This is a genomic window from Avibacterium gallinarum (assembly GCF_002921135.1).
GTDB classification, from domain to species: Bacteria; Pseudomonadota; Gammaproteobacteria; order Enterobacterales; family Pasteurellaceae; genus Avibacterium; species Avibacterium gallinarum.
Genome location: NZ_PQVJ01000011.1, coordinates 98,918 through 112,004 on the forward strand (window position 1 = coordinate 98,918; position 13,087 = coordinate 112,004).

Sequence of the window (13,087 nt, forward strand, 5' to 3'; positions counted from 1 at the left end):
GTCTTTATTTCATAGATTTCATTTGAATATTGTTTTTTCCTATCTATAATAATGAAATTCAAGAAAATAATTTACACATATAGGATACCTCAATGACTGATCTCTCACCTTTGCTTGCCGAGCAGCTTGCTGAACTTAAACGCGGCACAGATCAACTTTTTTCAGAACAAGATTTAATCGAAAAACTTAAAGAAAACCGTCCGTTACGCATTAAATTAGGTGCTGATCCAACCGCACCCGACATTCACTTAGGACATACTGTGGTGTTGAATAAATTACGCCAATTCCAAAATTTTGGGCATCACGTGATGTTTTTGATTGGTGATTTCACGGCCACCGTGGGCGATCCATCGGGTAAAAACGCAACCCGCCCGCCACTTTCTCGCGAAGATGTGTTACGCAATGCGGAAACCTATAAAGAGCAAATTTTCAAAATCCTTGATCCTGAAAAAACAGAAATCGTGTTCAACTCTGATTGGTTAGGACAATTAGGCACGGTAGGAATGATCCGCCTTGCCTCCAATTACACCGTGGCGCGTATGCTTGAGCGTGATGATTTCAAAAAGCGTTTTAGCAATAATCAGCCGATTGCAATTCACGAATTTATCTATCCATTATTACAAGGCCACGATTCCGTGCATTTGAAAGCCGATGTGGAATTAGGTGGCACAGACCAAACGTTCAATTTGCTGATCGGGCGTGAACTGCAAAAATCAGACGGTCAAAAACCGCAAGTCGCCATCACCTTGCCACTGCTTGTGGGCTTAGACGGCGAGAAAAAAATGTCGAAATCTCTCGGCAACTACATCGGCGTAACGGAAGCACCTAATGAAATGTTCGGCAAAATTATGTCGATTTCTGATGAATTAATGTGGGATTGGTACGACTTGCTTTCTTTCCGTCCACTCAGCGAAATTGCTCAGTTCAAACAAGAAGTAGCAGAAGGACGCAACCCGCGTGATATTAAGGTGTTATTAGCGAAAGAAATCACTGCTCGCTTCCACTCCGAAGCCGAGGCAGACGCCGCAGAACAGGCGTTCATTAACCGTTTCCAAAAAGGGGCGATCCCAGATGAAATACCAGAATTTACTTTTGAAGGGGAAATCGGCTTGGCAAACCTGTTAAAAGAAGCAGGCTTAGTGAGCTCAACTTCAGAAGCCATTCGTATGGTAAACCAAGGTGGGGTGAAAATTGACGGTGAAAAAGTTGAAGATGCGAAAGCTGTGATTTCAGCATCCACTGCGGTGTATCAAGTGGGCAAACGCAAATTTGCACGCGTTACCGTGAAATAAAAGTTGAATGTTAGGCGTATGAAAATACGCCTTCTTTTTACCAGCAAGCTAAATGGATTTTGCAAGTCATTGAAAGATCAGCAACATTTCCATATAAAAATACAGTGTAATAAAACGTAAAATAAAAGTGCGGTAAAAAAATTAGCCATTTTTAATATTATCAATAGGTGGAATTATGTCAGAAAAAATTTGGGTATTAGGCGATGCGGTGGTGGATTTAATCCCCGATGGCGAACAGCATTATTTACGCTGTGCCGGTGGCGCGCCAGCCAATGTGTCAGTGGGAGTAGCACGGCTCGGCGGTGAAAGCGGTTTTATCGGCAAAGTGGGCAAAGATCCCTTAGGCGAATTTATGCAACAAACCTTGCAGCAAGAAAAAGTGGATACCACTTTTATGACCTTAGATCCCGCGCAACGCACTTCTACCGTGGTGGTGGGATTAGATCAAGGTGAACGCAGTTTTACCTTTATGGTTAATCCAAGTGCGGATCAATTTTTGCAAGTTTCTGAATTACCTGCCTTTTCGCAAGGGCAATGGCTGCACTGCTGTTCCATTGCATTAATCAACGATCCTTCCCGCACGGCAACCTTCACTGCGATGAAAAATATTCGTCAGGCACAAGGTTATGTGTCTTTCGATCCCAATTTGCGTGAAAGCCTATGGCAAAGCCTTGATGAAATGCGTGAAGTGGTGATGCAAGCGGTCGCTTTAGCCGATGTGCTGAAATTTTCGGAAGAAGAACTCACTTTCCTAACCCAAACTGACAGCCTTGAAAAAGCCTTTGAAAAAATCACCGCACTTTATCCGCAAAAACTGATTATCGTGACCCTAGGCAAAGAAGGGGCGCTTTACCATTTCAACGGCACAAAAGAAATTGTGGCAGGCAAAGCGTTACAACCTGTGGATACCACAGGCGCAGGTGATGCCTTTGTGGGCGGTTTATTAGCAGGGCTTTCGCAAAATCCTGATTGGCAAAGCAATCACGAAACGCTCGTGAAAATCTTACGCCAAGCCAATGCCTGCGGTGCATTAGCCACCACGGCAAAAGGCGCGATGTCTGCCCTACCGAACCACGAACAATTACACGCGTTTTTAAGCGAATAGCGAATAAGGAGAACGCCAATGATCATTTTCAATGAAGGGAAATATAAAAGCCTTTACGCTGCCGAGCAAGGCGAGTTAGAAAAAATCGCTCAAACCGTGGCGCAAGATCAGGATTTTCGCCCTGTTTATCATCTTGCACCACCAACGGGCCTGCTTAACGATCCGAACGGTTTGATTTTTGATGGCGAAAAATATCATCTTTTCTATCAATGGTATCCCTTTGATGCCCTACACGGAATGAAACATTGGCAGCATTTCATCACGCAAGATTTCAAACAATTTAGCCAAGCAGATTTGCTTGTGCCTTGCGAATTATATGAAAGCCACGGCTGCTATTCAGGCGGTGCAGTGAAAATTGGCGATCAAATCGCTGTTTTCTACACGGGCAACACTAGGCGTCCAAGCGATAATCAGCGCGTGCCTTATCAAAATCTGGCGATTTTCAGCAAAGACGGAAAATTATTAAGCAAGCGTCCGCTTATCGAACAAGCCCCCCAAGGCTACACCGAACACGTTCGCGATCCCAAACCGTTTCTCACTAAAGACGGCAAAATCCGCTTTATCTGCGGTGCGCAACGGGAAAATCTCACCGGTACGGCACTCGTGTTTGAAATGGATAATTTAGCCGACACCCCACGTTTATTAGGTGAACTTGCCCTACCCGCTTTTGATAATCAAGGCGTGTTTATGTGGGAATGCCCTGACTTATCGCAAATGGGCGATAAATCGCTCTTTATTTGGTCGCCACAGGGCAAAGCGCGTGAGCTCGAGCAATATCAAAATAATTACCACGCGGTCTATGCTCTGGGAGAGCTTGCCGATCGCCAATTCCACGCAGAACAGATTGCAGAACTGGATCAAGGCTTTGATTTCTATGCCCCACAAACCTTTTCAGGCACGCAAACAATGCTGTTAGGCTGGGTGGGGTTGCCTGATTTAAGCTACCCTACGGATCTCTACAAATGGCATTCAATGCTTTCAATGCCACGTCAATTACGCTTACAAGATGGCAAAATCTATCAGCAACCGATTGAAAATATTTATAAAAATCTCACCGCACTGCAATCTATTACGGTTGAAAAAGAGGCAGAGATTGCTGATTTAGATCGCGCTTATCTCAAATTTGATGCAAACGCCCAGCCGTTCAGCCTGAAATTCTTTAATAATGCACAAAATCAGCGTTTGATACTGAGCTATGATGGGGAAATGCTGTGCTTAGATCGCAGCCAAACGGAACAAACGGATTCAATGAAATCCTTTGGCGACAAGCGTTATTGCCGCATTGAAGATTTACGCCAAGTGGAAATTTTCTTCGATCGTTCGGTGGCTGAAATTTTTCTCAACCAAGGCGAAAAAGCAATGACTTCACGCTTTTTCATCTGCGCAAGAGAAAATCAACTTTGTACAGATAAGCCACTTACATTGCAGGTGGGGTATCCAAAGAAAATTGAGGTTGATTATACAAAATAGCAAATAGATCTGTTTTTTTAATTTATGTAACTATAATTAGTATCAATAAGGTGGATATGGGAAAATCTGAAAAATTATTAGAAAAATTAGCTAACGCTAAAAATACCTTTATTTGGACAGATTTACTCACCTTATTAGCTCGGTTAGGCTATGAAAAACGTGAAATGGCTGGCTCGCGCGTTAGATTTTACAACGCAGAGCTTGATCACTTAATCTTGTTACATAAACCGCACCCTGAAAATTACATCAAAGGTGGGGCGTTAAAATCAGTTAAAGAGGGATTAAAAGGAGTGGGATTACTATGACATTACTCAAATACAAAGGCTATGTCGGCACTATAGAAGCAGATTTAGAAAATAATGTGCTATTTGGCAAATTGGCATATATCCGAGATGTGGTTACCTACGAAGCAGAAACCTTGCCACAATTAGAGAAAGAATTTCAAACTTCTGTGGATCTGTATTTACAAGATTGCCAAGAACTTGGGCGAACGCCTGACAAACCTTTCAAAGGCGTATTTAATGTGAGAATTAGCGAAGAACTTCACCGTAATGCCGTGTTGGCTGCGGGCGATCTGAGCTTGAATGCCTTTGTTGCCGAAGCAATTAAAGAAAAAGTAGAGCGTGCTGGCATTACAAATTAATACAATCTCGTATCATTTCCCCTACAAAATACAATAAAAGTGCGGTACAATTCCGCACTATTTTTATCTAAAATTAGCCAATCACCGAGAAAATATGGAACAGTTTAATCAATATATTCCTGATGAAATCACAATGTGTCGCTTTGGAGCGAAATTAATGCAAATTGTTAGCCAAATGGCGACAGAAAAAGGCATTGTGATTTATTTAAACGGTGATCTTGGCGCAGGGAAAACCACCCTAAGCCGTGGAATGATCCAAGGGTTAGGCTATGAAGGTAAGGTGAAAAGCCCAACTTACACCTTGGTGGAAGAATATCATTTAGCGGGAAAATCCATTTATCATTTTGATTTATATCGTTTAAGTGATCCCGAAGAATTAGAATTTATGGGCATTCGTGATTATTTTAATGCGCAAAGTATTTGCCTAATTGAATGGTCTGAAAAAGGGCGTGGTTTACTTGCTGAGCCTGATTTGATCATTCAAATTGATTATGTTGATGATGCACGCAATCTCACTTTGCACGCCAAAAGCAAGCAAGGCGAGCAGATTATTCAACAGCTCATCGCATAAACTGATTGATAATACCATTTAACCTAAGCTATTTTTTTGTGAAGTTTTAGAATGAGAAACCTTTACCGATTTATTTACCTTTTTTTCTTATGCGGATTTGTCGCCGTTTCAAACGCTTTCGCCAATGTTTGGACGATCGCCATTGACCCCGGACACGGCGGAAAAGATCCCGGTGCAATTAGCCGTACCCAACACATTTATGAAAAAAATGTAACGCTTTCTATTGCGCGAGAACTTAAAGCCTTGTTGGATAAAGATCCCAATTTCCGCGCGGTACTAACGCGCAAAGGCGATTATTATATTTCTGTGCCAGAACGCTCAGAGATTGCACGCAAATATAAAGCGAATTATCTGGTTTCCATTCACGCCGATTCGTCTGTTTCCCCTGATTTACGCGGTGCGTCCGTGTGGGTGCTATCCAACCGCCGCGCCAACAGCGAAATGGGGCAATGGTTGGAAGATCATGAAAAGCGTTCTGAGTTATTAGGCGGCGCAGGTTCGGTGCTAGCTTCACATAAAGAGAAATATTTAGATCAAACAGTGCTAGATTTACAATTTGGCCATAGCCAACGTGTGGGCTATGAGCTTGGTTCGATTGTATTGCGCCGTTTTGCCAAAATCACCACCTTAAGCCGCAGCACACCACAACACGCCAGCCTTGGGGTGCTACGTTCGCCCGATATTCCGTCTATTTTGGTGGAAACAGGATTTTTGTCCAATCCCGATGAAGAAAAGAAGCTCAACTCCCCTGCTTATCGTAAAAAACTGGCTCAGGTGATTTATGAAAGCCTTGTGGATTTCCGCCGCCGTTATGTGAAAAGTGACATTAATGTAGCCAAGACGCCTACGGTGAAAGAAAGTGCGGTCAAAAACTCAAACGAAAAATCACAAACGCAAATTAAAGATAGCGGACTTCGTCATAAAGTTAAAAATGGTGAAAGCCTTGGTGGATTAGCGGCAAAATATGATGTAAAAATGAGCGATATTATCGCCTTAAACAAGCTCAAACGCCGTGAATTATGGATTGGTGAAACCATTAAAATTCCTGACAATGGTAAAAATAGCAAAGCTGCAACAAGTAAAGCCGAGCCGAAAAATAGTAAAGCAACAAGCAAAACAGAAAACAAAAAAGCAGATAATAAAAAGACAGATAAGTCAAAAACCGGCAACAAAAAAGCGGATAAAACAGCGAATAAAAAGATAAAAAGCGAGAATAACGGAAAAGATAAAACAACGCCGAAATTCCATACTGTACAAAAAGATCAAACACTGTATGCGATTTCGCGTCAATATAACATCCCTGTTCCAACGCTGTTGAAGCTCAACCCTAAATTGAAAGACGGCAAAGTGCAAACAGGGCAAAAAATCCAATTACAAAAGTAGGAACGCCAATGCCAATTCAAATTCTGCCACCGCAACTTGCTAACCAAATCGCTGCCGGCGAGGTGGTGGAACGTCCTGCGTCTGTGGTGAAAGAATTAGTGGAAAACAGCCTAGATGCAGGTGCGAATAAAATCCAAGTGGATATTGAAAATGGTGGCGCAAGCCTTATCCGTATTCGCGACAACGGCACAGGTATTCCGAAAGACGAACTTTCCCTTGCCCTTGCACGCCACGCCACCAGCAAAATTGCGAGCATTGAAGATTTAGAAACCATTCTAAGTTTAGGCTTTCGTGGCGAGGCATTAGCAAGTATTAGCTCAGTTTCACGCCTTACACTCACCTCGCGCACGGAAAAGCAAAAAGAAGCTTGGCAGGTTTACGCTCAAGGGCGAGAAATGGAAACCACCATCAAGCCCGCCTCTCACCCTGTTGGCACCACCGTTGAAGTCGCCAATTTATTTTTTAATACGCCTGCCAGACGTAAATTTTTACGCACCGATAAAACGGAATTTTCCCATATTGATGAAGTGATTCGCCGCATCGCGCTTGCCAAACCGCATATTGCTTTCACGCTTACGCATAATGGCAGAATCGTGCGTCAATACAAAAGTGCGGTGGATTTTTCGCAAAAATTAAAGCGCATTGCTGCCATTTGCGGCGATGAGTTTATTGCTCACGCCCTGCATATTGATTGGAAGCACGATGATTTGCACCTTTCTGGTTGGGTAGCTGAACCGCATTTTAAGCGGTCGCAAAACGATCTCACTTATTGCTATGTGAATGGGCGAATGGTACGTGATAAAGTGATCACCCACGCTATTCGTCAGGCCTATGCCGATTATTTAGGCGCGGAAGAATACCCTGCTTATATTCTGTTTATTGATCTCAACCCTAACGAAGTGGACGTGAACGTTCACCCTACCAAGCACGAAGTGCGTTTTCAGCAAGCCCGTTTGGTACACGATTTTATTTATCAGGGTGTACAAAATGCCTTACAAACGAGCTTTGAATTAGGGCGTAATGAGATTACTGCGCAACAAATGTCGCCCTCAGAAACCGCCACACAACGAGAAGAAAAGACTTTCCAAGTACAAGAGCCACAAGGCTTATGGCAGCCTAATCAGGGTTCGGCAAACCGTGCGGCAGCAGGACGCAATATTTTTCAGCCAATGCCTGATTATTCAGAACGGAATGAGCAGAACACCGCAGGGAAAAGCACAGCTGAAAAAAATATGCCAAAAGCGTCAAAAGAAAGTACGGTAGAAAGTACGGTAGAAAAATCAGCAAAATTTACACCGCACTTTGAGCATTACGCCAAAACGCCTGCGGTATCCAAAAAAGAACGCCAAGCCTATGGTGAATTACTACGAACAGGGGAATTGCAAAAAACCACGCAAACAGCTGCACCGAGCAATATTCAGTCTGCGCCTGAAATGCCCCTTGCACAATCTAACCATATACTACGCGCCTTAGCCTTAGTGGAAAATAAGGCCTTGTTATTACAACAAAATCAGCAATTTTATCTGTTGCCAATTAAAAAATTACAACAAACGCATATTCAATTAAGCCTGCAGCAAAATAATGTGCCGCAGCAAGCGCTGCTGATTCCCATAATGTTTCGCTTGGACACGGAACAACAAGCCCATTGGCAGCAACAAAAAGCGTTCTTTGTGCAAGCAGGTTTTGATTTTAATGAAAATCTTGCCCTGCATCGCATCAGTTTAACCAAAGTGCCGAACTGTTTGCGTCAGCAAAATTTACAGCAATGTGTGGGCAATCTGCTCAATCAAAACGTGGATAATTTCACGCAATTTTTAACCACACTTTGTCAGCAACTGGATTATGCGGAAATTGAGATTTTCAGCGATGCGGTAAATTTGCTCAGTGAAACGGAACAACTGGCTCAGCAACAGGCAGAATTTCATTTATCCCAGTTATTTATCGCCATTAATTGGCAAATCTATTTAGAGCAGGAACAATAATGTCAGCCAAACCTCGCGCGATTTTCTTAATGGGGCCAACGGCCTCAGGCAAAACAGACTTAGCGATCAAATTACGCCAACATTTCCCGGTGGAAGTGATCAGCGTGGATTCTGCATTAATTTATCGTGGAATGGATATTGGCACGGCAAAACCCAATGCTGAAGAACTAACACTCGCCCCGCACCGTTTGATTGATATTAAAGATCCCAGCGAAAGCTATTCTGCGGCAAATTTTCGCCAAGATGCGCTGCGTGAAATGGCGGACATCACGGCGCAAGGCAAAATTCCTTTGTTAGTGGGCGGTACAATGCTCTATTACAAAGCCCTGCTTGAAGGACTTTCACCGTTGCCATCGGCAGATGAAAATTTGCGTCAAGAAATTGAGCAAAAAGCCGCACAAATCGGTTGGAATGGCTTGCATCAAGAACTGGCGAAAATTGATCCTATTTCTGCGCAACGCATTAATCCGAACGATAGCCAGCGTATCAACCGCGCCTTAGAAGTGTTTTATCTCACAGGCAAATCACTCACCGAACTCACCGAGCAAAAAGGCGAAGCACTGCCTTATGAGATCACGCAATTTGCCATTGCTCCGCAAGATCGCCAAATTTTGCACCAACGCATTGAACAGCGTTTTCATAAAATGATCGAGCAAGGCTTTCAACAAGAAGTGGAAAAACTCTATCAGCGAGGCGATTTGCACGCGGATTTGCCGTCCATTCGCTGTGTGGGCTATCGTCAAATGTGGGAATATTTGCAAGGCGATTATGATCACGATGAAATGGTTTTTCGTGGCATTTGTGCGACACGGCAGTTGGCGAAACGGCAAATTACTTGGCTACGAGGCTGGAAAAGTCCGCTCACTTGGCTTGATAGCTTACAACCCGATAAGTCCTTCGACCAGATGACGCAAACGTTAAAATAATTCTTGTGCAATGATGACATTAATAAAGATTATTGCTATATTGAACATCGGAGACAATTTTGTTCCCATAATACCCTATAACTAATATAAGAAGGAAAAAAAGATGGCAAAAGGACAATCATTACAAGATCCTTATTTAAACGCGTTACGCCGCGAGCGTATTCCTGTATCCATTTATTTAGTCAACGGCATTAAATTACAAGGACAAATTGAATCCTTCGATCAATTTGTGATCTTATTGAAAAACACCGTAAACCAAATGGTTTACAAACACGCAATTTCTACGGTTGTGCCTGCGCGTGCGGTTTCTCATCACAATAACCAAGCTCACCAACAACAGCACAATGCAAACCAAGAAGTTGTTGCAGAAGCTGCCGCAGACGCACAAGCTGAATAATTTTGGATAATCCAACCATTTCAAGCTTATTAGAACAAAGCACAATAGAAAAAAGTGCGGTAGAAAATTTAGACGAAATTTCTACCGCACTTTCGCCTTTTTCACAATCTCTCTCATCACCGAATCCACTTCAAGATCGCGGCATTATTGTGCAAGCGTTTTTTTCTGCGGATAAAAATCTGGACGATTTAGCTGAATTTCAGCTTTTAGCAGAATCCGCTCAGGTGGAGATTGCAACCATTATCACCACCAGCCGTGCCACACCGCAAGCGAAGTATTTTATCGGTCAGGGCAAGGCGGAAGAAATTGCCCAAGCGGTAAAAGATCACAACTCCAATGTGATTTTGGTGAATCATTGCCTTACACCAGCGCAAACGCGAAATTTAGAAAGCCTTTGTGAATGTCGCGTAGTGGATCGCACGGGGCTGATTTTAGATATTTTTGCTCAGCGTGCACGATCTCACGAAGGGAAATTACAAGTCGAGTTGGCTCAGTTAAAACATCTTGCCACTCGTTTAGTACGGCGTAAAACAGGCTTAGATCAGCAAAAAGGCGCGGTAGGCTTACGTGGCCCGGGTGAAACGCAGCTGGAAAGCGATCGCCGTTTGATCAAAGTTCGCATTGCTCAGTTACAAAATCGCTTGAATAAAGTGGAAAAACAGCGCAATCAAAATCGTCAAACCAGAAAGAAAGCGGATATTCCAACCATTTCCTTGGTGGGCTATACCAATGCAGGCAAATCCACGCTGTTTAATTTGCTCACCAATGCAGAGGTTTATGCGGCGGATCAGCTTTTCGCCACCCTTGATCCCACATTACGCCGCCTAAGCATTCCCGATATTGGCACAACGATTTTGGCAGACACCGTGGGCTTTATCCGAGATCTGCCGCACGATTTGGTTTCTGCCTTTAAATCCACACTACAAGAAACCACGGAAGCCAGTTTGTTGTTGCACATTGTAGATTGTGCCGATGTGCGAAAAGAAGAAAATATCCACGCGGTGAACGAAGTTTTGCAAGAAATCAATGCGGTTCAAGTGCCAACCTTGCTGGTTTATAACAAAATTGATCAAGTGGAAAACCTTGCTCCGCATATTGAATATGATGAACAAAATCGCCCTGTTGCGGTGTATATTTCCGCCCATTTGCAACAAGGCATTGCCCTATTATTCGATGCCATTCGACAAAAATTAAGCAAAAGCATTGTGCAACTACAGCTTTGCTTGCCGCCGCAAGCGGGCAAAATTCGCCATTGGTTGTATGAAATGGATTGTATCCGTGAAGAAAAAATCAGTGAGCAAGGGGAATTTTTGCTGAAGGTGAATATTGAACAAAGCGAATGGCAAAAATTACTGAAAAAACAACCGCACTTATCGGACTATGTAAGCAAATAAACAAAGCCTTTCTGTTGCTTGCTATTTCCCAATGCCGTATTGTTTTAATTTATTGGCAATGGCGGTATGTGAAACACCCAATCTGGAAGCCAGTTTTCTAGTGCTTGGATACTCTTCATAAAATTTCTGCAATACCATTGCTTCAAAATTATTCATAATTTCATCAAGGGTTTGATTGCCAAATTGTTCAATGCTTGGCAACGGAATTTCTTGTTCCACCAAGTGTAAATCGGCAATAGCCAGTTGATTATTTTCAGCCAATGAACAAGCGCGGTACAAGGCGTTGTGCAACTCTCGCACGTTGCCTGCCCAAGTGTAATGGGTAAGATAATTAAGAAAGGCTTCATCAAAGTGCGGTGCAGAAATACCCAATTCTTGGCTGATTTGCTGAACAAACATTTCTGTTAGCTGTGGAATATCTTCTTTACGCTCGCGCAATGGGGGAATGGTTAAACTCAGCACATTCAAGCGATGAAATAAATCTTCGCGCATTTTGCCTTTTTCCACATAATGGCTAAGGGGAATTTGCGAAGTGCAAATCACGCGCACATCAGCATAATGCTCTTTTTCCTCGCCTACGCGGCGAAACGTGCCATCATTTAGAAAACGCAATAATTTTGCTTGTAAGCTCAACGGCAATTCAGCCACGCTATCAAGCAACACCGTGCCACCGTTGGCGTATTCAAAAAAGCCTTGGCTTTCCGCTTGTGCATTGGCGCGTCCAAACATTTCGCTTTCAGCATCTTCACTTGGCAGCCCTGCGCAATTCACCGCAATAAATTGATTTTTTCGCCGCGGACTATAAAAATGACAGGCTTTCGCAATGAGATCCTTGCCTGTTCCCGTTTCACCTTGAATCAGCAAAGGCGCGTCTAGCAGGGCAAATTTTTTGGCTTTTTCCACTAATTCTTGCATTTTGTGGCTTTGCGTAACCACTTGTGAAAAAAGATCTTTTTCTGCTGACATTGCTTGCCTCCACGCCATTTTTTGATGAAACTGGCAAGTATTGTAAACTTTTCCGTAAAAATGGAAAGAAAAATTTACAATTTTAATCGTCTTTTAAGATACCCATTTATTTTTAAGAATACATCTATTGAAATGATAACGGTTATCAATTAAAATCCACCACCTTTATTTTATTCGCCGTAGGAAATCTTGTGTTTGAATTAGATTCAGTGTCTTTTGCGTTACCTGAAAAAGTGTTGTTGCAGCCTATTTCGCTGCAATTCGGCACGGGAAAAATCTATGGCATTATTGGGCCAAATGGTTCGGGTAAATCCACCCTGATTAAACTCTTGGCACGTCAGCAATTTCCTTCGAGCGGTACGTTGCATTTCGCTAATCAACCTATTCAACAATGGAAAAACAAAGCCTTTGCCCGTGAAGTGGCATATTTACCACAATATTTGCCGAACGCACAAAATTTAACGGTAAAAGGGCTGCTACAAATGGGGCGTTATGCGTGGAATGGGCTGTTAGGGCGTAATCCTAAACAAGATGAGCAAGCCATTCAAAATGCGTTGCAATGGACGAATATGCAAGCCTATGCCGATCAATTTGTGGATACCCTTTCAGGCGGCGAACGTTCTCGTGTGTGGCTGGCAATGTTATTGGTACAGCAAAGCCGTTTTTTATTATTAGATGAACCCTTGGCAGCGTTGGATATTGCTCATCAAGTGGAAGTAATGCAACTTATCCAAAAGCTGGTGAAGCAGCTCAATTTAGGCGTGATCATTGTGATCCACGACATCAATCTTGCCGCACGTTTTTGTGATGAACTCATCGCCTTACAATCAGGCAAATTATTAATGCAAGGCACGCCACAAGAGATTATGACTCCACAAGCCCTTGAGCAAATTTATCATATTGATCTGCAAGTGCTATCCCACCCTGTGGATCAGGTTCCAGTGGCGTTCTTTTAGGG

The 13,087-nt window shown here is 43.0% G+C and carries 13 protein-coding genes; 12 read left to right on the top strand and 1 reads right to left on the bottom strand.

Annotation, left to right across the window (positions count from 1 at the left end):
* Window positions 1-92: 92 nt before the first annotated feature.
* From tyrS to hflX, 11 genes are all read left to right on the top strand, one after another.
* Entirely contained in the window at window positions 93-1,292 is a 1,200-nt protein-coding gene (tyrS, locus tag C3007_RS03995) for a tyrosine--tRNA ligase (protein WP_103853208.1), read from the top strand.
* Window positions 1,293-1,467: 175 nt separating this feature from the next.
* The gene (locus C3007_RS04000; protein ID WP_103853209.1) at window positions 1,468-2,397 is read left to right on the top strand and encodes an aminoimidazole riboside kinase; all 930 of its coding nucleotides are present in this window, start codon (window positions 1,468-1,470) and stop codon (window positions 2,395-2,397) included.
* A gap of 18 nt (window positions 2,398-2,415) precedes the next feature.
* Window positions 2,416-3,867 (top strand): glycoside hydrolase family 32 protein, encoded by a 1,452-nt coding sequence (locus tag C3007_RS04005; protein WP_103853210.1) that lies wholly within the window; start codon window positions 2,416-2,418, stop codon window positions 3,865-3,867.
* Window positions 3,868-3,923: 56 nt separating this feature from the next.
* Window positions 3,924-4,172, top strand: coding sequence for a type II toxin-antitoxin system HicA family toxin (locus C3007_RS04010; RefSeq protein WP_103853211.1), 249 nt, complete (start codon window positions 3,924-3,926; stop codon window positions 4,170-4,172).
* Window positions 4,169-4,510, top strand: coding sequence for a type II toxin-antitoxin system HicB family antitoxin (locus C3007_RS04015; RefSeq protein ID WP_103853212.1), 342 nt, complete (start codon window positions 4,169-4,171; stop codon window positions 4,508-4,510). Before C3007_RS04010 ends, C3007_RS04015 begins: the two co-directional genes overlap by 4 nt.
* A gap of 94 nt (window positions 4,511-4,604) precedes the next feature.
* Window positions 4,605-5,081, top strand: coding sequence for a tRNA (adenosine(37)-N6)-threonylcarbamoyltransferase complex ATPase subunit type 1 TsaE (gene tsaE, locus C3007_RS04020; RefSeq protein ID WP_103853213.1), 477 nt, complete (start codon window positions 4,605-4,607; stop codon window positions 5,079-5,081).
* 51 nt (window positions 5,082-5,132) lie between these two features.
* Entirely contained in the window at window positions 5,133-6,464 is a 1,332-nt protein-coding gene (locus C3007_RS04025; RefSeq protein WP_103853214.1) for an N-acetylmuramoyl-L-alanine amidase, read from the top strand.
* Between the two features lie 8 nt (window positions 6,465-6,472).
* Entirely contained in the window at window positions 6,473-8,446 is a 1,974-nt protein-coding gene (gene mutL, locus C3007_RS04030) for a DNA mismatch repair endonuclease MutL (RefSeq protein WP_103853215.1), read from the top strand.
* Window positions 8,446-9,372 (top strand): tRNA (adenosine(37)-N6)-dimethylallyltransferase MiaA, encoded by a 927-nt coding sequence (gene miaA, locus C3007_RS04035; RefSeq protein WP_103853216.1) that lies wholly within the window; start codon window positions 8,446-8,448, stop codon window positions 9,370-9,372. The genes mutL and miaA overlap by 1 nt, the downstream gene beginning before the upstream one ends.
* Window positions 9,373-9,475: 103 nt before the next feature.
* On the top strand, window positions 9,476-9,769 hold the full coding sequence (hfq, locus tag C3007_RS04040; RefSeq protein ID WP_103853217.1) for an RNA chaperone Hfq: 294 nt from the start codon (window positions 9,476-9,478) through the stop codon (window positions 9,767-9,769).
* Between the two features lie 2 nt (window positions 9,770-9,771).
* Window positions 9,772-11,163, top strand: a complete 1,392-nt coding sequence (gene hflX / locus C3007_RS04045; protein WP_243397661.1) for a ribosome rescue GTPase HflX — start codon at window positions 9,772-9,774, stop codon at window positions 11,161-11,163.
* A gap of 21 nt (window positions 11,164-11,184) precedes the next feature.
* Here the strand turns inward: hflX and C3007_RS04050 are convergent, their stop codons facing one another.
* A complete protein-coding gene (locus C3007_RS04050; RefSeq protein ID WP_370445377.1) occupies window positions 11,185-12,129 on the bottom strand; it encodes a sigma 54-interacting transcriptional regulator in 945 nt (314 codons plus the stop codon).
* 191 nt (window positions 12,130-12,320) lie between these two features.
* Between C3007_RS04050 and C3007_RS04055 the strand changes: the two genes are divergently transcribed.
* A complete protein-coding gene (locus tag C3007_RS04055; RefSeq protein WP_103853219.1) occupies window positions 12,321-13,085 on the top strand; it encodes an ABC transporter ATP-binding protein in 765 nt (254 codons plus the stop codon).
* The last annotated feature ends 2 nt before the right edge of the window (window positions 13,086-13,087 follow it).